Origin of the sequence: Streptomyces fractus (genome assembly GCF_049844455.1) — a bacterium.
Lineage (GTDB): Bacteria > Actinomycetota > Actinomycetes > Streptomycetales > Streptomycetaceae > Streptomyces > Streptomyces fractus.
This window is the reverse complement of sequence record NZ_JBMYHI010000002.1, coordinates 4,173,449-4,198,806: the sequence shown is the minus strand read 5'-3', so window position 1 is coordinate 4,198,806 and position 25,358 is coordinate 4,173,449. Positions and strand designations below refer to the sequence as shown.

Annotated in this window: 23 protein-coding genes; 15 read left to right on the top strand and 8 right to left on the bottom strand. The window is 70.8% G+C overall.

Features of this window, described 5'->3' with window-relative positions; all coding sequences use genetic code 11:
• Positions 1–6 precede the first annotated feature (6 nt).
• Positions 7–993: a helix-turn-helix transcriptional regulator gene (locus ACP4E5_RS20870; RefSeq protein ID WP_425830882.1), complete on the bottom strand. Its 987-nt coding sequence runs from the start codon at positions 991–993 to the stop codon at positions 7–9.
• 118 nt (positions 994–1,111) lie between these two features.
• On the opposite strand from ACP4E5_RS20870, the gene ACP4E5_RS20865 reads away from it, so the two are divergent.
• Both ACP4E5_RS20865 and ACP4E5_RS20860 read left to right on the top strand, forming a co-directional pair.
• Entirely contained in the window at positions 1,112–1,906 is a 795-nt protein-coding gene (locus ACP4E5_RS20865) for an ABC transporter ATP-binding protein (RefSeq protein WP_425830880.1), read from the top strand.
• Positions 1,906–4,434, top strand: a complete 2,529-nt coding sequence (locus ACP4E5_RS20860) for an ABC transporter permease (RefSeq protein ID WP_425830878.1) — start codon at positions 1,906–1,908, stop codon at positions 4,432–4,434. Before ACP4E5_RS20865 ends, ACP4E5_RS20860 begins: the two co-directional genes overlap by 1 nt.
• 42 nt (positions 4,435–4,476) lie before the next feature.
• On the opposite strand, the gene argS is transcribed toward ACP4E5_RS20860, so the two are convergent.
• Positions 4,477–6,237 (bottom strand): arginine--tRNA ligase, encoded by a 1,761-nt coding sequence (argS, locus tag ACP4E5_RS20855; protein ID WP_425830876.1) that lies wholly within the window; start codon positions 6,235–6,237, stop codon positions 4,477–4,479.
• Positions 6,238–6,390: 153 nt separating this feature from the next.
• On the opposite strand from argS, the gene lysS reads away from it, so the two are divergent.
• Positions 6,391–8,181, top strand: a complete 1,791-nt coding sequence (gene lysS, locus ACP4E5_RS20850) for a lysine--tRNA ligase (RefSeq protein ID WP_425841512.1) — start codon at positions 6,391–6,393, stop codon at positions 8,179–8,181.
• Between the two features lie 68 nt (positions 8,182–8,249).
• Here lysS and ACP4E5_RS20845 read toward each other — a convergent pair whose 3' ends face one another.
• The 3 genes from ACP4E5_RS20845 to ACP4E5_RS20835 all read right to left on the bottom strand — a co-directional run bounded on the left by ACP4E5_RS20845 (position 8,250) and on the right by ACP4E5_RS20835 (position 11,502).
• On the bottom strand, positions 8,250–9,491 hold the full coding sequence (locus ACP4E5_RS20845) for a DUF2637 domain-containing protein (RefSeq protein ID WP_425830874.1): 1,242 nt from the start codon (positions 9,489–9,491) through the stop codon (positions 8,250–8,252).
• Between the two features lie 150 nt (positions 9,492–9,641).
• The gene (locus ACP4E5_RS20840) at positions 9,642–10,457 is read right to left on the bottom strand and encodes a DUF3558 family protein (protein ID WP_425830872.1); all 816 of its coding nucleotides are present in this window, start codon (positions 10,455–10,457) and stop codon (positions 9,642–9,644) included.
• Between the two features lie 160 nt (positions 10,458–10,617).
• The gene (locus tag ACP4E5_RS20835) at positions 10,618–11,502 is read right to left on the bottom strand and encodes a DUF3558 domain-containing protein (protein ID WP_425830870.1); all 885 of its coding nucleotides are present in this window, start codon (positions 11,500–11,502) and stop codon (positions 10,618–10,620) included.
• A gap of 201 nt (positions 11,503–11,703) precedes the next feature.
• Here ACP4E5_RS20835 and ACP4E5_RS20830 point away from each other — a divergent pair, with 201 nt between their 5' ends.
• The 3 genes from ACP4E5_RS20830 (at position 11,704) to ACP4E5_RS20820 (ending at position 13,913) form a co-directional block, all read left to right on the top strand.
• Positions 11,704–12,897, top strand: a complete 1,194-nt coding sequence (locus ACP4E5_RS20830; protein WP_425830868.1) for an RtcB family protein — start codon at positions 11,704–11,706, stop codon at positions 12,895–12,897.
• A 67-nt stretch (positions 12,898–12,964) separates the two neighbouring features.
• On the top strand, positions 12,965–13,735 hold the full coding sequence (locus ACP4E5_RS20825) for an SDR family NAD(P)-dependent oxidoreductase (RefSeq protein WP_425830866.1): 771 nt from the start codon (positions 12,965–12,967) through the stop codon (positions 13,733–13,735).
• Entirely contained in the window at positions 13,722–13,913 is a 192-nt protein-coding gene (locus ACP4E5_RS20820) for a hypothetical protein (RefSeq protein ID WP_425830864.1), read from the top strand. Before ACP4E5_RS20825 ends, ACP4E5_RS20820 begins: the two co-directional genes overlap by 14 nt.
• On the opposite strand, the gene ACP4E5_RS20815 is transcribed toward ACP4E5_RS20820, so the two are convergent.
• Complete coding sequence (locus tag ACP4E5_RS20815; protein ID WP_425830862.1) at positions 13,910–14,743, bottom strand: DUF6597 domain-containing transcriptional factor; 834 nt, start codon at positions 14,741–14,743, stop codon at positions 13,910–13,912. The genes ACP4E5_RS20820 and ACP4E5_RS20815 overlap by 4 nt on opposite strands.
• Before the next feature lie 94 nt (positions 14,744–14,837).
• Between ACP4E5_RS20815 and ACP4E5_RS20810 the strand changes: the two genes are divergently transcribed.
• The 3 genes from ACP4E5_RS20810 to ACP4E5_RS20800 all read left to right on the top strand — a co-directional run bounded on the left by ACP4E5_RS20810 (position 14,838) and on the right by ACP4E5_RS20800 (position 17,274).
• Positions 14,838–15,428, top strand: coding sequence for a TIGR03086 family metal-binding protein (locus ACP4E5_RS20810; RefSeq protein WP_425830860.1), 591 nt, complete (start codon positions 14,838–14,840; stop codon positions 15,426–15,428).
• Between the two features lie 116 nt (positions 15,429–15,544).
• Positions 15,545–16,618 (top strand): LLM class flavin-dependent oxidoreductase, encoded by a 1,074-nt coding sequence (locus tag ACP4E5_RS20805; RefSeq protein ID WP_425841509.1) that lies wholly within the window; start codon positions 15,545–15,547, stop codon positions 16,616–16,618.
• A 14-nt stretch (positions 16,619–16,632) separates the two neighbouring features.
• On the top strand, positions 16,633–17,274 hold the full coding sequence (locus ACP4E5_RS20800; RefSeq protein ID WP_425830858.1) for a CE1759 family FMN reductase: 642 nt from the start codon (positions 16,633–16,635) through the stop codon (positions 17,272–17,274).
• Positions 17,275–17,399: 125 nt separating this feature from the next.
• On the opposite strand, the gene ACP4E5_RS20795 is transcribed toward ACP4E5_RS20800, so the two are convergent.
• Complete coding sequence (locus ACP4E5_RS20795) at positions 17,400–18,602, bottom strand: glycosyltransferase family 4 protein (protein ID WP_425830856.1); 1,203 nt, start codon at positions 18,600–18,602, stop codon at positions 17,400–17,402.
• A 181-nt stretch (positions 18,603–18,783) separates the two neighbouring features.
• Here ACP4E5_RS20795 and ACP4E5_RS20790 point away from each other — a divergent pair, with 181 nt between their 5' ends.
• Entirely contained in the window at positions 18,784–19,650 is an 867-nt protein-coding gene (locus ACP4E5_RS20790; protein WP_425830854.1) for an LLM class flavin-dependent oxidoreductase, read from the top strand.
• A 28-nt stretch (positions 19,651–19,678) separates the two neighbouring features.
• Here the strand turns inward: ACP4E5_RS20790 and ACP4E5_RS20785 are convergent, their stop codons facing one another.
• Complete coding sequence (locus ACP4E5_RS20785; protein ID WP_425830852.1) at positions 19,679–20,269, bottom strand: hypothetical protein; 591 nt, start codon at positions 20,267–20,269, stop codon at positions 19,679–19,681.
• Positions 20,270–20,474: 205 nt separating this feature from the next.
• Here ACP4E5_RS20785 and hemL point away from each other — a divergent pair, with 205 nt between their 5' ends.
• The 5 genes from hemL (at position 20,475) to ACP4E5_RS20760 (ending at position 25,357) form a co-directional block, all read left to right on the top strand.
• The gene (hemL, locus tag ACP4E5_RS20780) at positions 20,475–21,800 is read left to right on the top strand and encodes a glutamate-1-semialdehyde 2,1-aminomutase (protein ID WP_425830850.1); all 1,326 of its coding nucleotides are present in this window, start codon (positions 20,475–20,477) and stop codon (positions 21,798–21,800) included.
• Positions 21,797–22,489: a histidine phosphatase family protein gene (locus ACP4E5_RS20775; RefSeq protein ID WP_425830848.1), complete on the top strand. Its 693-nt coding sequence runs from the start codon at positions 21,797–21,799 to the stop codon at positions 22,487–22,489. Before hemL ends, ACP4E5_RS20775 begins: the two co-directional genes overlap by 4 nt.
• Positions 22,490–22,654: 165 nt before the next feature.
• A complete protein-coding gene (locus ACP4E5_RS20770; protein WP_425830846.1) occupies positions 22,655–23,893 on the top strand; it encodes a polysaccharide deacetylase family protein in 1,239 nt (412 codons plus the stop codon).
• Between the two features lie 66 nt (positions 23,894–23,959).
• Positions 23,960–24,586, top strand: a complete 627-nt coding sequence (locus ACP4E5_RS20765; RefSeq protein WP_425830844.1) for a TlpA family protein disulfide reductase — start codon at positions 23,960–23,962, stop codon at positions 24,584–24,586.
• A gap of 6 nt (positions 24,587–24,592) precedes the next feature.
• The gene (locus tag ACP4E5_RS20760; RefSeq protein WP_425830842.1) at positions 24,593–25,357 is read left to right on the top strand and encodes a cytochrome c biogenesis CcdA family protein; all 765 of its coding nucleotides are present in this window, start codon (positions 24,593–24,595) and stop codon (positions 25,355–25,357) included.
• The last annotated feature ends 1 nt before the right edge of the window (position 25,358 follow it).

The window sequence follows — 25,358 nt, the reverse complement described above, 5'->3', positions numbered from 1 at the left end:
CCGTCGTCAGATCCAGCCGCGCTCCTTGGCGAGCAGCCCGGCCTGGAAGCGGTTCGCCGCGCCGAGCCGCAGCATGATGTCCGAGATGTAGCGGCGGAACGTACGCAGCGAGACGCCCATCTCGCGGGCTGCCGACTCGTCCTTGTCGGCGCGGGTGAGGAGGTCGAGGACGCGGCGCTCGAGGTCGGAGAGCGGGGGTCCGGCCGCGTCGTTCGCGGCTTCGTCCGCCGGGAGTTCGCCCGCCGCGCCCCACACCTGCTCGAACCAGGCGACCGTGTTGGCGACCACGCCGGGCTGGCGGATGATCAGCGTCGCCCGCTGGTAGTCGTCCGGATCGGCCGGGACCATCGTTACGCCCCGGTCCCAGATCGCCATCCGCCGGATCGCCAGCTCCGTGAACCGCACCTCGGCGCCCAGTTCGGTGAGTTCGCGCAGATACGCGGTGGTGGTGGCGTCGGCCGCGGCCTCGGGCCCGACGACCGTGCGCCAGCGGATGCCGCGCCGCAGCATCCGCAGGTCGGACGGGCGGGCCTGCTCGATGTCCGCCCGGTCCCAGGGGCCCGGCACCAGCGCCATCAGCTCGCGGAAGGTGAAGAAGGCGAGATCACCGAGGCGTTCGCGGACCGCGTCGAGACCGTCGACGCGCTCGATCTCGCCGGCCGGGGCCTCCTCCACACCGTGCCGGTGGTCCTCGGAGAGCGAGGTGATCACCGAGCGGGCCGCCGTGACCTGGTCGCCCTCCGTCTTCAGCTCACCGAGCCGCCGCTCGATCAGCCACTCCACCGCCACCGCCGGATCGGACACCAGCACCGTGGCCCGGTCGGAGAGCCGCACCAGGTCCTTGGCCTGGAGGCCGTCCAGCGCCTCGTCGACCCGGTCCCGGTCCCAGCCGAGCGAGGCACACGCGTCGCCCGCGCCCCGGCCGGGCGATCTCAACAGATACCGGTACAGCCGCAGCTGCTCGTCCGTTACCCCCACCGCGGACAGACTCATCAACGCCCCCCAGCGTTCCACCATGTGACGGCTCGCTAGGGACGGTATGGCAACAAGCTGTCACGCGCTGCCCTTTCTGACCGTGGAGCCGCGGCGCCCGACTGATCAGTCTTGAGGCATGCCTCGATTCGCAGCGACCGCGGGCCGCCGCTCCGGCCCACCCGCCCCCACCAACGCCACGCACGGCGACGTCGTGCGGCTCGCCTCCGTGAGCAAGGTCTACGGCCGTGGCGCCGGCGCCGTACGGGCGCTGCGCGGCGTCAACGTCCTTATCCCGCGCGGGAGTTTCACCGCTGTCATGGGCCCCTCCGGCTCCGGCAAGAGCACCTTCCTGCACTGCGCCGCCGGACTCGACCGGCCGACGGAGGGCGCCGTGACCCTCGGCGGCCAGGAACTGACCAAGCTGAACGAGACGGAACTGACCCGGCTGCGCCGCGACCACGTCGGCTTCGTCTTCCAGGCCTTCAACCTGATGCCGTCGCTGACCGTCGAGCAGAACATCACGCTGCCGCTGCGCCTGGCGGGCCGCCGCCCCGACCGCGCCTGGCTGGCCAACGTCGTCGAGCGGGTCGGCCTCGCGGACCGCACCGGGCACCGCCCCGGCGAGCTCTCCGGCGGCCAGCAGCAGCGCGTCGCCATCGCCCGCGCCCTGGTCACCCGGCCCGAGGTCGTCTTCGGAGACGAACCCACCGGCGCCCTCGACACCATGACCGCGAAGGAGGTACTCGGCCTGCTCCGGGAGACCGTCGACGACCTGGGCCAGACCGTCGTCATGGTCACCCACGACCCGGTCGCCGCCTCGTACGCGGACACCGTGCTCTTTCTCGCGGACGGCGACATCGTCGACACCATGGCCGGGCCGACCGCCGAGCGCGTCGCCGACCGGATGAGCCGGCTGGGAGCGTGGGCCTGATGTTCGCTCTCGCCGTCAGTACGCTGCGGGCCCGCAAGGGCGCCTTCGTGGGCGCGTTCGTCGCCCTGCTGTGCGCGGCCGCCCTGGTCACCGCATGCGCCGCGCTCCTGGAGACCGGACTGCGCGGAAAGATCCCCACCGAGCGGTACGCGGGGACGTCGATGCTGGTCACCGCCGACCAGAACGTGCACTTCACCAAGGAGAAGAAGGGGAAGACGAAGACCAAGTCGAAGCCGCTGACCGAGCGGGCCTGGCTGGACGTCTCGCTCACCGACCGGCTGTCGCGCGTCGACGGAGTACGGGCCGTCGTTCCCGAACTCACTTTCCCCGCCCAGGTGTTGGCGCCCGGCACCGCCGGCGCGGCCACCTCCTGGGGCCACGCCTGGGAATCGGCCCGGCTCACCCCCTTCGCCCTGCGCTCGGGACACGCGCCCGGTGCCGGGGAGGTCGTCCTTGACGCCGCCGTCGCCCGGTCCGCCGGGGTCCGCGTCGGCGACAAGGTCACCGTGCAGTCCACCGGCGCGCCCACCGCGTACCGCGTCGCGGGAATCGCCGCCCCCAAGGGCCGCGACGCGCTGGACCGCCAGTCCACCCTCTTCTTCTCCGCAGCCGAGGCCCGCCACCTCGCCGCCCACCCCGGCCGCGTCTCCACCGTCGGCCTGCTGACCGCTCCCGGAGCGGACCCCACCGTCGTACGCGACAAGACCGCCAAGGCGCTGGCGGGCACCACCGCGCAGGTCCGCACCGGCGACGACCTGGGCCCCGCCGAATTCCTCGACGCCGGCAAGGCGCGCGTCAGCCTGGTCAGCCTCGGCGCCGCGATGGGCGGCACCTCGCTGCTGGTCGCGCTGCTCGTGGTCACCGGCACCTTCGCGCTGTCCGTACAGCAGCGGTCACGGGAACTGGCGCTGCTGCGGGCCGTCGGGGCCACACCGCGCCAGCTGCGGCGCATGGTCGGCCGGGAGGCGCTGGTGGTGGGGCTGCTGGCCGGGGTGCCGGGCGCGTTCGCGGGGCTGCTGCTGGCCCGCTGGATGTACGCGCGGTTCGTCGACATCGGCGCCCTGCCCGACACCCTGCACCTGACGCTGAGCGCCTTCCCGCCGCTGGTCGCCGTCCTGGCGACGTTGCTCGCGGCGTGGGGCGCGGCACGCGCGGCGGCCCGCCGTCCGGCCCGCGTCCGGCCCACCGAGGCACTGGCCGAGGCGTCCACGCCGGGCCGGCGGTTCAGCGTCGTCCGCCTGATCGCGGGCATCCTGGCGGCAGCCGGGTACGCGGTCCTCGTCGTCGTCCTGTCCGGACTGCGCACGGAAGCCGCCGCGACCCCGGTCACGTTCCTGACCGTCATCCTCGCCGCCGCCGCGACCGCCCTGCTGGGCCCGCAGCTCACCCACGTCGCGGCCGCCGTCATCGGCAGCGTCGTACGCCGCGTCTCACCCGCGTCCGGCTTCCTCGCCGACCGCAACGCCCGTACGAACGCTCAGCGTTTCGCCGCCGTCGTCACTCCGCTCAGCCTCGCCGTCGCGATGACCTCGACGATCCTGTTCACCCAGACCACCGCGAGCCACGCGGCCCACGAGGAACTGCTCGCCGGCACCACCGCCCCGTACGTCCTGAACGCGGCAGGACCCGGAGTGCCGAGGGCGGCGGCCGACGAGGCGCGCGAGGTGCCCGGCGTGACGGCGGCGACCGAGATCGTACGCACCCAACTGCGCGCCGGGCAGGACAAGTTCGCGGCGCAGGGCGTCACAACCGAAGGGCTGGACGCGACCATGGACCCGAAGGTGGTGTCCGGATCGCTGAACCGCCTCGCCGACGGCACCGTGGCCCTGAGCGAACTGACAGCCTCCACCAAGGGGGTTGAGGTCGGCGACCGGCTCGCCTTGACGATGGGCGACGGCACGAAGGTCCGGCCACGCGTCGTCGCCGTGTACGCACGCGGTCTCGGCTTCGGGGACGTACTCCTGCCCCACGACCTGGTCGCCGCACATGTCGACGTGCCGCTCGCCTCGTCGGTCCTGATCGCGGGGGAGCGGGTACGGGACGGGCAACTGCGGTCCGCACTGAGCGAGTTCGGCGCCGTACGCGTCCTCGACCGGGCGCAGGCCGACGCCGCACAGCGCGCCCAGGAAGGCACGCAGGCACAGGTCAACCTGGTCGCGATGGGCCTGATCATCGCGTTCACCGGCATCGCCGTCGTCAACACGCTGGTGATGGCGACCGCCGCCCGGCGCCGCGAACTGGCGATGCTCCGCCTGATCGGCACCACGGCACGGCAGGTACGGGCCATGCTCCGCTGGGAGACGCTGACGGTGGTGCTGCTCGCCGTGGCCCTCGGCACCGGCATCGCGTACGCCACGCTCAGCGCGTACAGCGCCGGGATGACGGGCAGGGCCGCCCCGTACGGGCCGCCGCCGACCTACCTCGGCATCGTCGCGGCGGCCGCCGCTCTCGCCTTCGCGGCGACCGCGCTGCCGGCCCGGCTGGTGCTGCGGGCCGAAGCGGCCGAGGCGGTGGGCGGCCGGGAGTAGCGCCCCGGCTCCCCGCCCCGGCCCTGCGCGGTGTGTGTACGGTCAGAGCTTCTCGGGCGTGCGGATGCCGAGGAGCGCCATGCCCCGGTGCAGCGTCCGCGCCGTCAGGTCGCACAGGAACAGCCGGTTCTCCACCTGCGCCGGCGAATCCGCCTTCAGGACCGGGCACTTGTCGTAGAACGTCGTGTACAGCGACGCCAACTGGTACAGGTACGCGGCCAGCTTGTGCGGCGCGTACTCGGCGGCCGCCTCGAAGACCGTGTCACCGAACGCGTCCAGGTGCAGGCCCAACGCCCGCTCCGCCGGGGCGAGTTCGAGCTCCGCGTGCGCGGCCGGGGACGTGGAGCCCGCCTTGCGCAGGATCGACTGGATACGGGCGTACGCGTACTGGAGGTAGACGGACGTGTCACCGTTCAGCGACACCATCTGGTCCAGGTCGAACTTGTAGTCGCGCGACGGCGACGTCGACAGGTCCGCGTACTTCACCGCGCCGATGCCGACCTGCGCGGCCCGCTCCTGGATCTCGGCCTCGGTGAGGTCCCGCGCCTTCTCCCGTACGACCTCGGCGGCGCGCTGCACCGCCTCGTCGAGCAGGTCCTCAAGGCGCACCGTCTCACCGGCGCGCGTCTTGAACGGCTTGCCGTCCGCGCCGAGCACCGTGCCGTACGCCATGTTGTGCGCGCTGACCTCGTCGGAGAGCCAGCCCGCGCGCCGGGCCGTCTCGAAGACCATCTTGAAGTGCAGCGACTGGCGGACGTCCACGACGTAGAGGAGCGAGGTCGCGGCCAGGTCCGTCACGCGGTTGCGGATCGCGGTGAGGTCGGACGCCGCGTAGCCGAAGCCGCCGTCCGCCTTCTGCACGATCAGCGGCACCGGCTGGTCGTCCTTGCCCTTGATGTCGTCGAAGAAGACGACGAGCGCGCCCTCGGAGCGGACCGCTACGCCCGACTCCTCCAGGATCCGGGCCGTCTCGGGCATGCCGTCGTTGTACGCCGACTCGCCGACGATCTCGTCGTCCCGGATCTCCATGTCGAGCTTCTCGAAGACCGAGTAGAAGTAGACCTTCGACTCGTCGACGAACCGCTGCCACAGGTCGAGGGTCTCCTTGTCGCCGGACTGGAGCGCCACGACCCGCTTGCGGGACCGCTCCTTGAAGTCCTCGTCGGAGTCGAAGACCGCGCGCGACGCCTTGTAGATCCGGTTCAGCGTCGACATGGCCTGCTCACCGTCGGCGTCCGTACCGGCCGCCGGCAGCTCGTCCGGGTGCTCGATCACGTACTGGATGAGCATGCCGAACTGCGTGCCCCAGTCACCGATGTGGTGGCGGCCGATCGTCCGCTCGCCCGTGAAGTCGAGCATGCCGCGCAGCGCGTCACCGATGACCGCGGACCGCAGGTGGCCGACGTGCATCTCCTTCGCGACGTTCGGCTGCGCGTAGTCGATGACCGTGACACCCGGCTCGGCCTTCGTCGGCACGCCGAGGCGGTCCGTGTCGGCCGCGCGCGCCGCGAGCGTGTCGGTGATCGCCTTGTCGGTGACCGTCACGTTCAGGAAGCCGGGACCCGAGACCTCGACATCGGCGATCAGCTCACCGTTCGTGATCTTCTCGACGACCTGCGTCGCCAGCTCCCGCGGGTTCGCCTTCGCCTTCTTGGCGAGGGCCAGAATCCCGTTGGCCTGGTAGTCGGCCCGGTCGCTACGTCGCAGCAGCGGGTCCGCGCCGCCGGCCTCCGGCAGGGCGGAGGTCAGGGCGTCGGCGAGGCGTGCGTTGACGGAGGCGGTGATGGACGGGACCGGGGCCATGGTTAAGGGCTGCCGTTCTGGTCGGGGCTGGGTTGAAACAGTCACGGCCAGTATCCCACGGGGCCGCAAAGCGATTTTTCGGCGCGCTCCCCACCCCACCGACAACACGTTTTCCCCCAGCAGCGAGTAACTGGGACAATGGCAGCGCGCGGAATGCAGCCGCGCATCCCCGAAGCAGGAGAGAAGGACGAGCCGACAGTGGCCCAGAGCACCGGAGCGGAGACCCCAGAGAACGCGGACTGGGTCTCCCGATACGCGGACGATGTCATCGCCGAGTCCGAGCGTCGTGCCCCGGGCAAACCGGTCGTCGTCGCCTCCGGCCTCTCCCCTTCCGGCCCGATCCACCTCGGCAACCTCCGCGAGGTCATGACCCCGCACCTCGTCGCCGACGAGATCCGCCGCCGCGGGTACACCGTGCGGCACCTGATCTCCTGGGACGACTTCGACCGCTACCGCAAGGTCCCGGCCGGCGTCCCCGGCACCGACGAGTCCTGGGCCGAGCACATCGGCAAGCCGCTCACGTCCGTGCCCGCCCCGGCCGGATCCGCGTACCCGAACTGGGCGGAGCACTTCAAGGCCGCCATGGTCCAGGCCCTCGCCGACCTCGGCGTCGAGTTCGACGGCATCAGCCAGACCGAGCAGTACCAGGCCGGTACGTACCGCGAGCAGATCCTGCACGCGATGAAGCACCGCGCCGACATCGACGCGATCCTCGACCAGTACCGCACCAAGAAGGCCCCCGCCAAGAAGCAGCAGAAGCCGCTGGACGAGGCCGAGTTGGAGGCCGCCGAGGGCTCCGGCGCCGCGTCCGAGGACGACGGCAGCGGCGGCGCGGGCGGCTACTACCCGTACAAGCCGTTCTGCGGCGAGTGCGGCAAGGACCTCACCACCGTCACGTCGTACGACGACGACACGACGGAGCTGTCCTACACCTGCACCCTCGACGGCTACACCGAGACCGTCCGGCTCAGCGAGTTCAACCGCGGCAAGCTGGTCTGGAAGGTCGACTGGCCGATGCGCTGGGCCTACGAAGGCGTCATCTTCGAGCCGTCCGGCGTCGACCACTCATCGCCCGGCTCGTCGTTCCAGGTCGGCGGCCAGATCGTCGGCATCTTCGGCGGCAAGCAGCCCATCGGCCCGATGTACGCCTTCGTCGGCATCTCCGGCATGGCCAAGATGTCGTCCAGCAAGGGCGGCGTCCCCACCCCCGGCGACGCCCTCCAGATCATGGAACCTCAGCTGCTGCGCTGGCTCTACGCCCGCCGCAAGCCCAACCAGTCGTTCAAGATCGCCTTCGACCAGGAGATCCAGCGGCTCTACGACGAGTGGGACAAGCTGAACGCGAAGGTCGCCGACGGCACGGTGCTGCCCGCCGACGCCGCCGCGCACAGCCGCGCCATCGGCGTCGCGGGCCGCGAACTGCCCCGCACCCCGCGCCCGCTGCCGTACCGCACACTCGCCTCCGTCGCCGACGTCACCGCCGGGGACGAGGAGCAGACCCAGCGGATCCTCTCCGAGCTCGACCCGGCGAACCCGGTCACGGACCTGGACACCGTCCGCCCCCGGCTCGACAAGGCCGAGGCCTGGATCACCAAGTACGTACCCGCCGAGTCCCGCACCATCGTGCGCACCGAGCCCGACACCGAGGCGCTCGCCGCGCTCGACGAGCAGGGCCGCGAATCCATCCGCCTGCTCCTCGAAGGCCTCGACGAGCACTGGTCGCTCGACGGCCTGACCCACCACGTCTACGGCGTTCCGAAGGTCCAGGCCGGCTTCCCCGCCGACGCCACCCCCAAGGAACTCCCCGCCGAGATCAAGGTCGCGCAGCGCTCGTTCTTCGCGCTGCTCTACCACCTGCTCGTCGGCCGCGACACCGGGCCGCGACTGCCCACGCTGCTCCTCGCCGTCGGCGCGGACCGCGTGCGGAAGCTGCTCGGCGCGTAAGTAACCAGATGTGAAGAGGGGCGGCACCGGATTCGATCCGGTGCCGCCCCTCACGCATGCCTACGCGTCTACGCGTAGTCGCTCATCATGTCCTGCTCGAAGCGGACCGCGAACTGGTTCATGTACCGGTTCACGTCCTCCGCCGTCAGCCGCTCCCCGTACTGCGCCTCCACGTTCGCCGCGAACGCCTTCGGCGTCGGCAGCCCCTCGCCCTCTATCGAGCCGCGGAACACCTGGTACAGCTCGTCGTCCGTCGGAGGCCGCTCGACGAGATCCGGAGCGCCGTCACCCAACGGCCGCGTGCCGCCCGCCCCGTTCGGCACCGGGAAGCCGGGCTCGGGCTCGATGACCGGCTCCGGCTCGGGCGCGCGAGGCGCCGGCACCGGGATCGGCTGTTGCTGTTGCTGTTGCTGTTGCTGCCGTGGCCGCGGGTCCGGTTCGGGCTCCGGGTGCGGCTGCGGCTGCGGCTCGAAGGACGGGTCGTAGTCACCGTGGTACTCCTTCGGCCGCGGCTCCCTGAACCACTGACTCGGCGCCTCCTCCACCGGCGCCTGCACCGGTGCGGCCCCGCGCTCCAGCTCACCGGCCGACACCCGCGGCGCGGCCGGCAGCAGCGGCGCCTCGATGCCCGCCGCCGCGAGCCCCTCCGGCGCGGTCTGCGCCAACGGCACCCCGTATCGCGCGAGCCTGAGCGGCATCAGCGACTCCACCGGAGCCTTTCGCCGCCACGCCCGCCCGAACCGCGAACGCAGCCGCGCCTGATAGACCAGCCGCTCCTGCTCCAGCTTGATGACCTCGTCGTACGAACGCAGCTCCCACAGCTTCATCCGCCGCCACAACAGGAACGTAGGCAGCGGAGACAGCAGCCAGCGCGTGATGCGCACGCCCTCCATGTGCTTGTCCGCGGTGATGTCCGCGATCCGCCCGATCGCGTGCCGCGCCGCCTCCACGGCCACCACGAACAGGACCGGGATCACCGCGTGCATGCCGGTGCCCAGCGGATCGGGCCAGGCCGCCGCACCGTTGAAGGCGATCGTGGCCGCCGTCAGCAGCCACGCCGTCTGCCGCAGCAGCGGGAACGGGATCCGGATCCACGTCAGCAGCAGATCCAGTGCAAGGAGCACACAGATACCCGCGTCGATACCGATCGGGAAGACGTACGAGAAGTTCCCGAAGCCCTTTTGCAGGGCCAACTCCCGCACAGCGGCGTACGAACCGGCGAAACCGATGGCGGCGATGACCACCGCTCCGGCGACGACCACCCCCACGAGTATCCGGTGCGTCCGTGTCAGCTTCAGTGGCGCGGCCACTCCACTTCCCCTCCAAGTTCCGGCTGTTGCGGCCAACAGACTGGCACATGCATGCGGACGAGCGGGGGCCGGTACGCGCGGAAGCCCGGCTCCCCAAGGGGGAACCGGGCTTCCGTCAGCAGGTCGGAGGCGGGTCGGAAGGGGGTGCGATCACGCGCCCTTCTTCGACTCCTTCGGCTCCTTCGACTCCTTGGACCCCGACGCGGAGGTCGACGGCTTCGCCGAGCCGCTGGCGTCGCCGCCCTTGGCGGACTCGATGACCTTGGCCACCGCTTCCTTCGCCGCCTTCTGCGCGTCCTTCGCCAGCGAACTCGCGGCCGGGGCGTCCTCGCCCGCCAGGCCCGAACCGTTGTAGTCGACCGTCACCACGACGTTGTCCACGCGCGAGACGACCGTCTGCTGCTTGGACGTGACGGTGTCCTTCTTGTCCTTGTACTTCCGGTCGTAGCTGATCTGCGTCGCCGCGTCGCCCGCCTTGGACACCGGCGCCGTCTTGACGCCCTTCGCGCCCTGCGTCGCCTTGGCGTCCTTGATCTGCTTCGCGTAGTAGCCCTCGGCCAGCTTGTCGCCGCTGCCCCGGTTCACATCCGAGTCGAAACGGACCAACGACACATTGAGCCAGCGGAACTGCGAGCCCTTCACGCCGTTGTTGTCCAGGCTGGACCAGGAGCAGTTCGCCCGCGTCGACTCGTCGTCGGACGCGCCGGCCTTGCTCTCGGCCTTCGGGACCAGATCGCCCAGCGTGCTCTTCGAGAACACCGAGCACGCCTGCGGCAGCTCCTTGTACGTCGCGGGCGCGACCTTCTTCGTCTTGGCGCCCGAGGTCGAGGCCGAGGCCTTCGCCTGCGAGTCGTCCTTCGCGCTGTCGGAACCGGAACCGGACGAGCAGCCGGCTACGACGAGAACCGCAGGCACGGCGGCCGCGCAGACAAGGGTGCGGGTGAGTCGCTTGGTCGGACGGTGCATGGTTCCTTCACTAGGACGCTGACAGGGCCACGGGCCCGACACGTGATGACCATTCGACCTTCACGAGTGGGGTCCGATGGGTCACCGTACGCCGTGCCCGACGCACGCGTCTCGCCTTCACCGCGCCACCCGGACGCCATCGGGCTGTGCCCGAATGCCCCTAATCGCCGAACTTGCCGACCAGGTTTCCGGCCAGGTTCCGCGCTGTGTCCTGCATTTCCTTGCTGTCCGGCACCTTCGCGGCGGTCGCCGACTGCACCTCGTACTGGACGGTCACCAACACATTCGACGTGCGGAACGCCACAGTCACCGTGCGGTGCCGACCGGTCGTCGGACCCGCCAGTACGTCATTGATGTACGCCTCGTCGCCGAGGTCGTCGAGCAGCCGCGGCTGAAGATCGCCGGGCGTGACGGAGGCGCTGGGGGAGTTGTCGGCGCCCGTGGACCCGGAAGGGGACGTGGAGGCGGAGGAGTCACCGGACGGCTCGTCCGACGCGGACGCCGACGGGGCCCCTGACCCCTTGCCCGACGCGGCCTCCGAGGACTGCGAGGTCTTCGCGGGGGCCGAGGTGCCGGACGGCGACGGGTCCGGCAGATGCGCCGCGTCCGCCTTCGCCGCGAACACCGTCGCCGCGCGGTCGTCATCGCTCACCGCCGTGTCGTACGACACCACTCGCTCGAAGTCGAGGCTCAGCCGATGCGTGCCGCCGCGGGCCGAATCGTCCTTCCACCGGCACCCGACCCGGCGATCCGTGTCGAACGTGACCGTGGCCACGCCCTCGTACGCCTTCTCCCGCTGCTCCGCGTCCGGGAGCTTCTTGATGCCGGGCAGCATCTCGTCCAGCGTGCCCTGGTCGGGCTGGCTGCACGGCTCGGGCAGCGTCCGGTACTTGCCCGGCTCCGCGGTCGACGTGGTCGCGCTCGGCTCGCCGGGCTTCGAGTCGTCGGCCCCGCCGTCGCCGTCGGAACCACTGGTGCAGCCGGCGAGCACAGCCGCAAGGAGCACGGCGACACCCGGTACGAACGCGTACGACTTCCGCTGCACCCTGAGGCTCCTCTCGGCGTCCTGCGCCTGGTTAATCGGTTGCCGCGGCGGGGCGGCCAATGGGCACCATGTCTATCGCACGCGCCGCCTGGAACGCCGGTCCGGCATCCGATTTGCCGTGCTGGCGCCGGTATTTGCGCTACATCCACTTCACTCGCTTCACCACATACGAACCAACTCATCCGATCCTCGGGGGATTTCATGTCATACGTAGAGGTTCCTGGCGCCAAGGTCCCGATCCGCATGTGGGCCGACCCGGCCACGGTGGACCCGGGCGCGCTGCAGCAGCTCCGGAACGTGGCGACGCTGCCCTGGATCAAGGGCCTGGCCGTCATGCCCGACGTCCACTACGGAAAGGGCGCCACGGTCGGCTCGGTGATCGCGATGCAGGGAGCGGTCTGCCCGGCGGCGGTCGGCGTGGACATCGGCTGCGGAATGAGCGCGGTGAAGACGTCCCTGACCGCGAACGACCTCCCGGGCGACCTCTCCCGCCTCCGCTCGAAGATCGAGCAGGCGATTCCGGTGGGGCGGGGGATGCATGACGAGCCGGTTGATCCGGGGCGGTTGCATGGGTTCGCGACCGGTGGGTGGGACGACTTCTGGGGGCGGTTCGACGGGGTCGCCGACGCGGTGAAGTTCCGGGAGGGGCGGGCCACCAAGCAGATGGGAACACTTGGCGGAGGCAATCACTTTGCAGAAGTGAACATTTGCGATTCTGGATCGGTGTGGCTGATGCTGCACTCGGGTTCCCGCAACATCGGCAAGGAGCTGGCGGACCACCACATCGGTGTCGCGCAGAGCCTCTCGCACAACCAGAACCTCGTCGACCGCGACCTGGCCGTGTTCATCGCGGAGACCCCGCAGATGGTGGCTTACCGCAACGACCTGTACTGGGCACAGGAGTACGCCCGCTACAACCGGTCGATCATGATGGCGCTCCTCAAAGACGTCATCCGCAAGGAGTTCAAGAAAGCGAAGCCGACGTTCGAGCCGGAGATCAGCGCTCATCACAACTACGTGAGCGAGGAGCGGTACGACGGCATGGACCTCCTGGTGACCCGTAAGGGAGCGATCCGGGCGGGCTCCGGCGAGTACGGGATCATCCCCGGCTCCATGGGTACGGGCTCGTACATCGTGAAGGGCCTCGGCAACGCGGCGTCCTTCAACTCCGCGTCGCACGGCGCGGGCCGGAAGATGAGCCGGAACGCCGCGAAGAAGCGCTTCTCGACGCGTGACCTGGAGGAGCAGACGCGGGGCGTGGAGTGCCGCAAGGACTCCGGTGTCGTGGACGAGATCCCGGGCGCGTACAAGCCGATCGAGCAGGTCATCGAGCAGCAGCGGGACCTGGTGGAGGTCGTGGCCAAGCTCAAGCAGGTCGTCTGCGTGAAGGGCTGACCTGCGCGGGCCGCGCGTACCCTGGGCCTCGGTTCAGTGAAGCGTCGCCGAAAGGTAGGGCACGACCATGGCTCCCGCCCCCGCATCCCGTATTGCCGTCGTCACGGGCGCGAGCAGTGGCATTGGTGCTGCCACCGCTCGGCGGCTCGCGGCCGAGGGGTATCGCGTGGTGCTCACGGCTCGCCGGGAGGACCGGATCGAGGCGGTCGCCAAGGAGATCACGGCTGCCGGGCACGATGCCGTCGCGTACGCGCTGGACGTGACCGATCGGGCTGCCGTCGACGAGTTCGCCTCGGCGTTCAAGACCATTGGGGTGCTCGTCAACAATGCCGGGGGCGCGCTGGGGGCCGATCCCGTTGCCACCGGGGATCCGGATCAGTGGCGGCAGATGTACGAGACGAACGTCATCGGCACGCTCAATGTCACGCAGGCGCTGCTACCCGCGCTCACCGCGAGTGGGGACGGGACTGTTGTCGTGCTGTCGTCGACCGCGGGGCACGGGACCTATGAAGGTGGTGGCGGGTACGTCGCCGCCAAGCATGGGGAGCACGTGCTCGCCGAGACGTTGCGGCTGGAGATCGTCGGGACGCCGGTGCGGGTCATCGAGGTCGCGCCGGGGATGGTGAAGACCGACGAGTTCGCACTGACCCGGTTCGGCGGGGACCAGGAGAAGGCCGCCAAGGTGTACCAGGGCGTGGCCGAGCCGCTGAGCGCGGACGACGTCGCCGACACGATCGGCTGGGCCGTGACCCGGCCGCCGCACGTGAACATCGACCTGCTGGTGGTGCGACCGCGCGCTCAGGCGTCCAACACGAAGGTGCATCGTGAGCAGTCCTAGCCCCGGGCAGGCTGGTGAGAGCGATCCGCTCGACGCGCTCCAGCGGGAGTACGACGAGCGGCGGCGCGCGGAGGAGAAGCGTGGCGAGCGGTACATGTGGTGGTACCTGGGGTACTTCCTGTTCGGCATCCACATCGTCGCGTTCGTGATGATCTTCGCGATCAAGCACGCCAATTAACGAGGCGTGTCCCCGACCGCGTACGCCGTCGGGGGCACGCCCACCGTCGCCGTGAAGTCCCGTACGAGGTGGGCCTGGTCCGCGTAGCCGAGGTCGGCGGCCAGTTCGGCCCAGTTGATGTCGCGGCGTGCCGCGGCGGTCTCCACTGCCTCGTGGATGCGGTAGCGCAGGATGCACCACTTGGGGCTGACGCCGACGTACGCGTGGAAGAGGCGTTGGAGCGACCGGACGGTCATGCCCTCGGTGCGCGCGAAGTCGGCCACGCGGCGCACTCCTCGGTCGGCCCGTACGCGGTCGACCAGGCCGATCGCGAGGTCGGCCTGCGGGTCGGGTTCGGCGGGGGCCAGTGGCAGCAGATACGCGTCGAGGGCGGCGATCCGGCCCGCGTCGTCGGCGTTCTCGGTGGGGGAGAGGATGGCCGCCGGGTCCGTGACCGGGAAGATCTCCTCGTAGGGCAGGACCCGGCCCGTCCACCGCGAGACCGGCGCCTGCGGCGCGAACGGCCGGAACGCCCCCGGCCGGAACTTCACCCCGCACACCTTCCCCCGCCCGTGGATCTTGCGCGTGTAGAGCCCGGGCGCGGCGACGCCGGTCAGCTCCCCGTACGGCGGCTGCCCGATGTCGTCCTGCTGGAAGGTGAGGTGGACGCACGGGTGGGGCAGCACGTGCGACGCGTACGGCTCCGGCAGGTCCCAGTCGATGAACCAGTAGTGCTCGACGTGCCGGCGCAGCGGCTCGGCGGGCTCGTGACGCCGCAGCCGCACGCGCGTGAGCAGTGCGGCCGGGTCGACGATCCCGCGGGTGTCGGGACGGCGGCGGTCCTGTGACATGCGGAGAGCGTAGAGCGGGGCACTGACAGTGGCCGTGGCGTCGGGCGTCGTGTTTCTTCAAGCCGTGCGGGGGCCGTGCTCGTAGCGTCGAGGTATGGACACGAACGAGAAGCAGACGGACATGAAGCCCCTGGGCGGGCTGCTCGCCGCGGCCGCCTCCCGTGCCGTTCCCGTCGTCGCCGGGATCGAGGACAAGGCCCTCGACGCCCCGACGCCGTGCGCGGACTACGACGTGAGGGCCCTGGCCAACCACCTTTTCCACGTGGTCGTCGAGTTCCAGAAGCTCGCGGTGAAGCAGGACTCCGACTTCACGTCCCCGCCGGACTACGTGGCGGAGGCCGGTTGGCGGGAGCGGTTCGCGCGTGAGGCGGAGGCGCTGGTCGAGGCCTGGTCCACGCCCGGGGCGGAGGAGGGGACGACCGGGGCGCTGAACATGCCGGCGCGGACCGTGGGCGGGATGGCGCTGCTGGATCTGACCGCGCACGCGTGGGATCTGGCGCGGGCGACCGGCCAGGAGTACGGGGCCGATCCGGAGGTGGTGGCGGAGCTCACGGAGGTGGTGGAGGGGCTGGCGCCGACGGGCCGGGAGATGGGGGCGTTCGGGGCGGAGGTGCCGGTGGGCGCGGACGCGGATCCGTTCGCGCGGATGCTCGCCGCCACGGGCCGGGACCCGTACGGGGAGTAGAGGGCGGTCCCGTCCCGGCCGGGGACGGGACGCCGGGAATAGCTCGCGGCGGCGCACCGTTCGACAGGTATAGTTGAAGCATCAACAACCTGCGGAAGGTGAGCAAGGTGAGCAGCATGCAGTTCGGGATCTTCACCGTCGGTGACGTCACCGTCGACCCGACGACCGGACGTGCGCCGAGCGAGCACGAGCGCATCAAGGCGATGCTCGCCATCGCGCAGAAGGCGGAGGAGGTCGGTCTCGACGTCTTCGCCACCGGCGAGCACCACAACCCGCCGTTCGTCCCGTCCTCGCCGACGACGATGCTCGGCCACATCGCGGCCCGCACCGAGAACCTGATCCTGTCCACGTCGACGACGCTGATCACCACGAACGACCCGGTGAAGATCGCCGAGGACTTCGCGATGCTCCAGCACGTCGCGGACGGCCGCGTCGACCTGATGATGGGCCGCGGCAACACCGGCCCCGTCTACCCGTGGTTCGGCAAGGACATCCGGGACGGCATCGACCTCGCCATCGAGAACTACGCGCTGCTGCGCCGCCTCTGGGACGAGGACGTGGTGACGTGGAAGGGCAAGTTCCGTACGCCGCTCCAGTCGTTCACCTCGACCCCGCGTCCGATGGACGGCGTCGCGCCCTTCGTGTGGCACGGCTCGATCCGCTCGCCGGAGATCGCCGAGCAGGCCGCGTACTACGGCGACGGCTTCTTCCACAACCACATCTTCTGGCCCGCCTCCCACACCAAGCAGATGGTGAACCTGTACCGGCAGCGCTACGCCCACTACGGGCACGGCACCCCGGAGCAGGCGATCGTCGGGCTCGGCGGCCAGGTGTTCATGCGGAAGAACTCGCAGGACGCGGTGCGCGAGTTCCGCCCGTACTTCGACAACGCGCCGGTCTACGGCCACGGTCCGTCGCTCGAGGAGTTCACCTCGCAGACGCCGCTGACGGTCGGTTCGCCGCAGGAGGTCATCGAGCGGACGCTGTCCTTCCGGGACTACGTGGGTGACTACCAGCGCCAGCTGTTCCTCATGGACCACGCGGGGCTGCCGCTCAAGACGGTCCTGGAGCAGCTCGACCTGCTGGGCGAGGAGGTCGTGCCGGTGCTGCGCAAGGAGTTCGCGAACAAGCGGCCGGCGAACGTGCCGGACGCGCCCACCCACGCCGCGCGTGTCGCCGCCAAGAACTAGGAGGTCAAGAGCGCATGAAGCTCGTCGTCGTCTCGGCGGGGCTGAGCGCCCCGTCGTCCACCAGGCTGCTGGCGGACCGGCTGGCCGCCGCGACCACGGAACGTGTGGTCGCCGAGGTCGAGGTGCTCGAACTGCGTGACTACGCCACGGAGATCGCCCAGCACTTCGTCACCGGTTTCCCGCCGGACCGGCTCGCCGCCGCGCTCGACGCGGTGGCGGCCGCGGACGGCCTGATCGCGGTCACTCCGGTGTTCTCGGCGTCGTACAGCGGGCTGTTCAAGTCGTTCTTCGACCTCATCGACAAGGACGCGCTGACCGGGAAGCCGGTGCTCGTCGGTGCGACCGGCGGCACGGCCCGCCACTCGCTCGTCACCGAGCACGCGTTGCGCCCGCTCTTCACGTATCTGCGGGCGGTCGTCCTTCCCACGGCGGTCTACGCGGCGTCGGAGGACTGGGGCGAGGAGGGCCTGGCGTCCCGGATCGCCCGGGCGGGCGGGGAGTTGGCGCGGCTGATGACGCCGTCCGGTCCCGACGTCGACACGGCGGCGGCGATCGCCCCGCGTTCCCTGCACGGAGCGGTCACCTCGGTGGACCCGGCGGACGGCTTCGAGATCGTCCCCTTCGCGGAACGCCTGGAGGCGTTGCGGGTCGGCTGACGCCGCGCCCTACCGTGCCCACCCTGCCGCCCAAGGCGGCGGGTGGGCATATCAAGCCCCTGCGGCGATTGAGCAGCGGGGTCCGGGGCGGAGCCCCGTGGCCGGGGCGGGCCGGGGCCGCGCGTTCAACCCACCCGGCGCCGCACCTTCGTCGCGAGTTTCTGCCAGGCCCGGCGCCGCCGACTCGCCCCCAGCTCCACGAAGAGCGCGGCATACCGCTCCACGATCGGCTCAGGGTCGTACCGGTGCGCGGAGGAGAGCGCCGCCGCCCCCATCTTCCGGCGGGCCGGCTCGTCCTCGATGAGGTCCATGACCGCCTCGGCGAGCGCACTCGCGTTGCCCACCGGGACGAGCCGGCCGTCGACGCCGTCCGTGATGATCTCGGCGGGCCCGAGCGGCGCGTCCGTGGAGACGACGGGCACGCCGCACCGCATCGCCTCGACCAGCGTCATCCCGAAGGACTCCGCGTCCGAGGCGCTCACCACGATCGACGCCCGCGCGAACTCCGGCTCGATCGGCGACACCGTCCCCATGAGGTGGGCCCGGCCGCGCAGCCCGAGCTCGTCCACGAGGGCCCGCAGGCGCGGTTCCTGCGCGCCGCCGCCGTAGATCCGCAGCTCCCAGTCCGGATGCTTCGCCGATACCGCGGTGAACGCCTCCAGGAGCAGGTCGTAGCGCTTGCCGCGGGCGAGCCTGCCGGCCGCGGCGATGACCTTCGCGCTGCCGTCCGACGGCGGCACGGCGGCCGCCGGCACGATGTTCGGCACGGAGAGGATCCGCACGCCGGGCAGCCGCATCCTCGCCCGGTACACCTCCGCGTCCTCTTCCGTGACCGTGACCAGGGCGTCAAGCGCCCGGTAGCGCTGGGCGAGCGTCCTGAGCAGCGCGCCGCTGTGCGCGTCGTGCCGCAGGTGTTCCTGCGCGATCCGCAGCGCCCGCTTCGGCCCCCACTCGGCGAGGTGCACATTGAGCCCGGGCCGCGTCCCGATGACGACGTCGGCCCCGCAGCGTTCCTCCAGGTACGCGCGTACGCGCATGTCGTGCAGGAGCGTGTACTGGTGGTGGCGCTTGTCGGCGGTGGGGTAGACCCTGGCCGGCTTTCCGTACGCGGGGTGGAGCGTGTCGGGCGTCCCGGCACGCAGGTCCACCAGCGGTACGAGGGTGATCCGCGGGTCGACCGGGAACCGGGGGGAATCCCGGTGCCGGGAGGCCGACACGATCTCCACCTCGTGGCCGCCGTGCTCGATGAGCGCGGCGGCGAGGTTGAGGGTGGTGCGCGTCGTGCCGCCGACGGCGTACACGTTGTGCAGCAGGAACGCGATCTTCATGCGTCCATGCCTTCCCCGGAAGGCGCGTGGTGCGGGCGGGAGCCGCGGAAGAAGCCCTTCGGCCGCCCACCGATCAGGCGATCCGCCGGCGCCCCGCCCCTGACCGTGCCGCTCGCCGGGCTCGGCGGGAAGGGCGCGCGGCGCCCTGTCGGACGGGCGCCGCGGCCGACATCATGGCGGCATGCGCTTCTCGGTCAACATCCCGAACTTCGGCGACTTCGCCGACGCCCGCACCGTCGCCCGCACGGCCGTCGTGGCCGAAGAGGCGGGCTGGGACGCCCTGTTGGTGTGGGATCACGTCGTGCACGACAAGAAGGTGCAGCGCGGCAAGCCCTTCGGTGACCCGTGGATGCTGCTCACGGCGGCGGCCCTGGCCACGTCCCGGCTCAAGGTCGGCACGCTCGTCGCGGCCGTGCCCCGCTACCGGCCCGAGCAACTGTCCCGCCAGGTCGCCACGTTGGACGCGCTCAGCGGTGGCCGTGTCGTGTTCGGCGCCGGTCTCGGCGGCCCCGCCGACGACGAGTACGGCGGCTTCGGTGACACCGTCGACCGGACCGTGCACGCCGAACGCCTCGACGAGGGCCTGGACTTGCTCGCCCGGTACTGGTCGGGCGGCACGGTGGACCACGACGGCGCCCACTTCCGCGTACGGGAGACGCAGTTGCTGCCCGCGACCGTGCAGCGGCCCCGGCCGCCCGTCTGGATCGGCGGCTTCTGGCCGGCCCGTCGGCCGATGCGCCGCGCGGCCCGCTGGGACGGCGCGGCCCCCTTGTTCGCCGACGCGCTGCACGGAGTGCCGCCGCACCCGGACCGGTTCGCGGACGTCGTGCGTTACGTGAACGAGCACCGGGAGTCCACGGAGGGCCCCTTCGAGTTCGTCGTCGGCGGGCTCACGCCGCCCGGCAAGGCGGCCGCGCTCGACGTCGTCGGCCCGCTCGCGGACGCGGGCGCCACGTGGTGGGACGAGCGGCAGTTGCAGACGGGCGGGTCGATCGACTCGTACGAGGCCGTGCTGCGCAGGATCGAGGCGGGGCCGCCGGTGCTGTAGCGCCCCGGCCCCCGCGAAGGCGTACTGCCTACGGCCACACCAGGCAGTACGCCTGATGCCCCGCGTCGTGCAGACGGTGGCTGAAGTCCTGCCACTCGTGCAGCAGTTGGTACACGTTGAACGCGTCGCGCGGGCCGCCGCGGTCGGGGACCGTGGACCAGATGAACGCCGCGGCGCCGACGGACTCCTCGCCGACCCCGCGCAGCGGGTCGACGACCGTCATGGGGAGCTTGACCACCGCGTAGTCGGGGTGGAGGACGACGAGTTCCAGGGGCGGAACCTTGTGCAGGGGTATGCCCTCGATGCCGGTGAGGACCATCGCGGCCATGGTCTCCGGCTTGATCTTGGTGAACATGCCGCCCATGCCGAGCTCGTCTCCGCCGAGCTCCTCGGGGCGCATGGAGATCGGGACGCGGGCAGCCGTGGCGCCGTCGGGCGCGCCGAAGTATTTGTAGGTCACCCCCACCCGGCCACCATTCCCGATGTCCCCGTCCCTGATGTCCCTGCCCTCGGTGCCCTCTATGCCTTCCACGCCCTCTTCGCGCCGGTGCTTCCCCCGCCGGGCACGCCGGGGGCCCAGGTCACCGGTCCCCTCGCCCAGTCCGCCACCGCGATGCATATCTCCACCCGACTGCTGTTCCCCAGGGCGCTCAAGCCCTTTTCTAGGCCGCGCGACCGCCTGCGCGCAACCCGATCATCGTGTCAGTGACCTCCCCCACGGTCCCCCGCCGAAACGTGTCGGCGCGCCGCGGCGCGAGGCAGAGTCTAGGTGCCCGCGGGTCCGCGCGCTGGGGCGCGCGAGGGTGGGCCGTACGCTGAGAGGTATGGCAGAGGCGAACAACACTCCCTATCCCTATGAGGCACCCGCGTCGCAGGGGCTTTTCGACCGTGCGGAAGCGGTGACGCCCGGTGGCGTGAACTCGCCCGTGCGCGCGTTCCGCGCGGTGGGCGGAACGCCCCGGTTCATGGTGTCCGGTAACGGTCCGTATCTCACCGATGCCGACGGGCGCGAGTATGTCGACCTCGTGTGCTCGTGGGGGCCGATGATCCTCGGCCATTCCCACCCCGAGGTCATCGCGGCGGTGCAGGAGGCCGTCTCGCGCGGCACCTCCTTCGGTACGCCGGGTGCGGGCGAGGTCGAGCTGGCCGAGGAGATCGTCGGGCGGATCGACCCCGTCGAGCAGGTGCGGCTCGTGTCGTCCGGCACCGAGGCGACCATGTCCGCGATCCGGCTGGCCCGCGGGTTCACCGGCCGGGCGAAGGTCATCAAGTTCGCCGGGTGCTACCACGGGCACGTCGACTCGCTGCTGGCCGCCGCCGGTTCGGGCGTCGCGACGCTGGGCCTGCCGGACACCCCGGGTGTCACGGGCGCGCAGGCCGGCGACACGATCGTCCTGCCGTACAACGACATCGAGGCCGTGCGCGCCGCGTTCGCCGCGCACCCCGGCCAGATCGCCTGCGTCATCACGGAGGCCTCGCCCGGCAACATGGGCGTCGTGCCGCCGAAGGCCGGCTTCAACCAGGGGCTCAAGGACGTGTGCGCCGAGAACGGCGCGCTGTTCGTCTCCGACGAGGTGATGACCGGCTTCCGTACGTCGAAGGCCGGCTGGTTCGGCGTCGACGGTGTGGTTCCCGACCTGATGACGTTCGGCAAGGTCATGGGCGGTGGCTTCCCGGCCGCCGCGTTCGGTGGCCGGGCCGACGTGATGGCGCACCTCGCCCCGGCGGGCCCGGTCTACCAGGCGGGCACGCTGTCCGGTAACCCCGTCGCCACCGCCGCGGGCGTCGCCCAGCTGCGACTGCTCGACGACGCCGCGTACGCCAAGGTGAACGCGACCAGCGAGCAGCTGCGCGGCCTGGTGAGCGAGGCGCTCACCAAGGAGGGCGTCGCGCACCGCGTGCAGAACGCGTCCAACATGTTCACCGTGTTCTTCACGGAGAACGAGGTGACGAACTACGACGACGCGAAGGGCCAGGACGCCTTCCGCTTCGGCCCGTTCTTCCACTCGATGCTGGAGCAGGGCGTGTACCTGCCGCCCTCGGCCTTCGAGTCCTGGTTCGTCTCGACCGCCCACGACGAGCGGGCGATCGAGCGCATCGCGGCCGCGCTGCCCGCCGCCGCCCGCGCCGCCGCGGAGGCCACCGCATGAGCGCCCCGAAGTCGGGCGACGACATCACCGTCGTCCATCTGATGCGCCACGGCGAGGTGCACAACCCGGACGGGATCCTGTACGGGCGCCTCCCCGACTACCACCTCTCCGACCTCGGCCGGCGGATGGCCGACCGGGTCGCCGAGCACCTCTCCGCGCGGGACATCACGCACGTCGTGGCGTCCCCGCTGGACCGGGCGCAGGAGACGGCGACGCCGATCGCGAAGGCGCACGGCCTCGACCTGGACAGCGACGAGCGCCTCATCGAGGCGGGCAACGTCTTCCAGGGCAAGACCTTCGGCGTCGGTGACGGCGCGCTGAAGAACCCGGAGAACTGGAAGCACCTCGTCAACCCGTTCAAGCCGTCCTGGGGCGAGCCGTACATCGACCAGGTCGTCCGGATGATGGGTGCGCTCGACGCGGCGAAGGACGCGGCGCGCGGGCACGAGGCGGTGTGCGTCAGCCACCAGCTGCCCATCTGGATCGTGCGGTCCTACGTCGAGAAGCGGCGCCTGTGGCACGACCCGCGCAAGCGGCAGTGCACGCTCGCCTCGCTGACGACGTTCACGTACCAGGGCGACAAGATCGTGTCCGTGGGCTACACCGAGCCCGCCCGCGATCTCGTACCCGCGCATCTCCTGGCGGGTGCCAAGCCCGTGAAGGGGAAGGACAAGGCCTTCGGGGCCTGATCCCGCGCAACATTCCGCTGAAAGGCCGCCGTCAACCCGGCGGCCTTTCGCGTACCTCTTCAAATCGCCGCAAAAGCGGACCGTTTACCGGAACCCGCGTGTTCCTCGTGCCCTCTTCCGGGGCGCCCCTGTGAATGGGGCAGCGTGAGGAATGGGGACGACGGTATGCGGGATGTGAGTCGCAGGGGGCTGCTCGGGCTCGGTGCGGGTGCGGCGACAGGAGCGCTGCTCGCCGGGTGCGGTACGGGCGGAGCCCCGAAGGTCACTTCGGAGCGGCACGGCAGGCCGGGCGCGCCCGCCCGGGCGCGGCTCCGGGCCATCGGCGACGGCTCGACGGCGTACACGGGGAGGCAGCCCCATCAGCCGGGCAGGCCCGAGCGGCTCGAACCAGGCCAGAAGCCACCGCAGTTCGTGGTCTTCTCCTGGGACGGCGCGGGCGAGGTGGGCAACGGGCTGTTCCCGCGCTTCCTGAAGCTCGCCGAGGACCACGGCGCGCACATGACCTTCTTCCTCTCGGGCCTCTATCTGCTGCCCGAGTCGAAGAAGCGGCTCTACCGCCCGCCCAACAATCCGGTCGGCGCCTCCGACATCGGCTATCTCACCGACGCCCACATCAAGGAGACCCTGACGTACGTCCGCCGGGCCTGGCTCGAAGGGCACGAGATCGGCACGCACTTCAACGGGCACTTCTGCGCGGGCACCGGCACCGTCGCCGACTGGACGCCCGCGCAGTGGCGCGACGAGATCGAGCAGGCGAAGTCCTTCGTCCAGAAGTGGCGTACGCACACGGGCTGGAAGGACCTGCCCGCGCTGCCCTTCGACTACGACAAGGAACTCGTCGGCGGCCGCACGCCCTGTCTGCTCGGCCAGGACGGCCTGCTGCCCACCGCCCGCGAACTCGGCTGGCGCTACGACGCGTCCTCGCCCGGCGGCGTACAGCGCTGGCCGCACAAGCGGCTCGGGATCTGGGACCTGCCGCTGCAGGCAGTCCCGTTCCCCGGTCGGAGCTTCGAGGTCCTCTCGATGGACTACAACATGCTCGCCAACCAGTCCCTCAACTCCACGCGCGCGCCCGCCGCCAACTACCCGGGCTGGCGCAAGCAGTCCGCCCAGGCGTACATCCAGGGATTCAAGCGGGCATACGAGACGAACCGGGCGCCGTTCTTCATCGGCAACCACTTCGAGGAGTGGAACGGCGGCATCTACATGGACGCCGTCGAGGACGCGCTGAAGCACATCGCGGCCACCGCGGAGAACCACGGTGACGTGCGGCTCGTCTCCTTCCGGCAGTTCGTCGACTGGCTCGACACGCAGGACCCGGAAACGCTGGCGAAGCTGCGTACTCTCGACGTGGGACAACAGCCCGCCGAGGGCTGGCGAAAGTTCCTCGCAAACCCCTCCTGAAGTGGGCTTTTCCCAGCGCGAGGGGGGTGCGGAAGATCCCCTAAACAGACATGCGAAACTTTTCACATGAGTGCCGCCTCCCGCACCCCCCGCACCACCGCGACGAAGCGCCGCGCCGCCCAGCTGACCGTAGGAGCCGCCGTGGCGGCCCTCGCGCTGACGGCCTGCGGCTCCGGCGGCACGTCGGGCGGCGGCAACAACACCAACTTCGTCAGCGGGTCCGGCTCCGGCGCCGTCGCCTCCGTCAAGAAGGGCGACCGGCACGACGCGCCCGACCTGAGCGGCAAGGACCTCGAGGGCAAGCAGCTCCACCTGTCCGACTACAAGGGCAAGGTCGTCGTCCTCAACGTCTGGGGCTCCTGGTGCCCGCCCTGCCGCGCCGAGGCCCCGAACTTCGTGAAGGTCGCCAAGGACACCGAGAAGCAGGGCGTCCAGTTCCTCGGCATCAACACCCGCGACACCAGCACCGAACCGGCCCAGAAGTTCGAGGAGAACTACGGGGTCCCGTACCCGAGCTATTACGACCCGACGGGCCGGCTGCTCCTCAAGTTCGAGAAGGGCACGCTCAACCCGCAGGCCATCCCCTCGACCCTCGTCGTCGACCGGGACGGCAAGATCGCGGCCCGCTCGCTCAAGCCGCTCAGCGAGAGTGCCCTGCGCAAGCTGCTCGCGCCGGTCATCGCGGAGAAGTGAGGAGTCGTGAGCTCCTCCCTCGTCGCACTCGCCTCCGGTGACACCGTCACGGACGGCGCGCTGCTCCTGGCCGTGCCGGTCGCCCTCCTCGGCGGCCTCGTCTCCTTCTTCTCCCCATGCGTGCTGCCGCTCGTACCCGGCTACTTGAGCTACGTGACCGGCATCACCGGCACCGATCTGATGGAGCAGCGGCGGGGCCGGATGGCGGCGGGCGCCAGCCTGTTCGTCCTCGGGTTCACCGCCGTCTTCGTCTCCGGCGGCGCGCTGTTCGGCTTCTTCGGCCAGACGCTCCAGGAGTACCAAGGGGTGCTGAGCAAGGTGCTCGGCGCCCTCATGATCGCCATGGGTGTCTTCTTCATGGGCTTCATGCCCTGGATGACGCAGCGGGAGTTCCGCTTCCACAAGAAGCCCGCCGCCGGCCTGGCCGGAGCCCCGGTCCTCGGCGCGCTGTTCGGCATCGGCTGGACCCCCTGCATCGGCCCGACCCTCGCCTCCGTGATCGGCCTCTCCTCGGTGCAGAGCACCGCCGGCCGCGGGGCCATACTGACCATCGCGTACTGCCTCGGTCTCGGCGTGCCCTTCGTGCTCGCCGCGATCGCCTTCCGCAAGGCGCTCGGCGCGTTCGGCTGGGTCAAGCAGCACTACACGTGGGTGATGCGCATCGGCGGCATCATGATGATCCTGACCGGAGTTCTTCTGCTCACGGGCGCGTGGGACGCCCTCGTGGGGCAGATGCGGACCTGGTCCACCGGCTTCCAGGTGGGAATCTGAT

Coding starts and splice junctions, on each gene's coding strand:
- ACP4E5_RS20870 (WP_425830882.1), bottom strand. CDS start 993: ATGAGTCTGTCCGCGGTGGGGGTAACGGACGAGCAGCTGCGGCTGTAC.
- ACP4E5_RS20865 (WP_425830880.1), top strand. CDS start 1,112: ATGCCTCGATTCGCAGCGACCGCGGGCCGCCGCTCCGGCCCACCCGCC.
- ACP4E5_RS20860 (WP_425830878.1), top strand. CDS start 1,906: ATGTTCGCTCTCGCCGTCAGTACGCTGCGGGCCCGCAAGGGCGCCTTC.
- argS (WP_425830876.1), bottom strand. CDS start 6,237: ATGGCCCCGGTCCCGTCCATCACCGCCTCCGTCAACGCACGCCTCGCC.
- lysS (WP_425841512.1), top strand. CDS start 6,391: ATGCAGCCGCGCATCCCCGAAGCAGGAGAGAAGGACGAGCCGACAGTG.
- ACP4E5_RS20840 (WP_425830872.1), bottom strand. CDS start 10,457: ATGCACCGTCCGACCAAGCGACTCACCCGCACCCTTGTCTGCGCGGCC.
- ACP4E5_RS20830 (WP_425830868.1), top strand. CDS start 11,704: ATGTCATACGTAGAGGTTCCTGGCGCCAAGGTCCCGATCCGCATGTGG.
- ACP4E5_RS20825 (WP_425830866.1), top strand. CDS start 12,965: ATGGCTCCCGCCCCCGCATCCCGTATTGCCGTCGTCACGGGCGCGAGC.
- ACP4E5_RS20815 (WP_425830862.1), bottom strand. CDS start 14,743: ATGTCACAGGACCGCCGCCGTCCCGACACCCGCGGGATCGTCGACCCG.
- ACP4E5_RS20810 (WP_425830860.1), top strand. CDS start 14,838: ATGGACACGAACGAGAAGCAGACGGACATGAAGCCCCTGGGCGGGCTG.
- ACP4E5_RS20805 (WP_425841509.1), top strand. CDS start 15,545: ATGCAGTTCGGGATCTTCACCGTCGGTGACGTCACCGTCGACCCGACG.
- ACP4E5_RS20800 (WP_425830858.1), top strand. CDS start 16,633: ATGAAGCTCGTCGTCGTCTCGGCGGGGCTGAGCGCCCCGTCGTCCACC.
- ACP4E5_RS20795 (WP_425830856.1), bottom strand. CDS start 18,602: ATGAAGATCGCGTTCCTGCTGCACAACGTGTACGCCGTCGGCGGCACG.
- ACP4E5_RS20790 (WP_425830854.1), top strand. CDS start 18,784: ATGCGCTTCTCGGTCAACATCCCGAACTTCGGCGACTTCGCCGACGCC.
- ACP4E5_RS20785 (WP_425830852.1), bottom strand. CDS start 20,269: ATGCATCGCGGTGGCGGACTGGGCGAGGGGACCGGTGACCTGGGCCCC.
- hemL (WP_425830850.1), top strand. CDS start 20,475: ATGGCAGAGGCGAACAACACTCCCTATCCCTATGAGGCACCCGCGTCG.
- ACP4E5_RS20775 (WP_425830848.1), top strand. CDS start 21,797: ATGAGCGCCCCGAAGTCGGGCGACGACATCACCGTCGTCCATCTGATG.
- ACP4E5_RS20770 (WP_425830846.1), top strand. CDS start 22,655: ATGCGGGATGTGAGTCGCAGGGGGCTGCTCGGGCTCGGTGCGGGTGCG.
- ACP4E5_RS20765 (WP_425830844.1), top strand. CDS start 23,960: ATGAGTGCCGCCTCCCGCACCCCCCGCACCACCGCGACGAAGCGCCGC.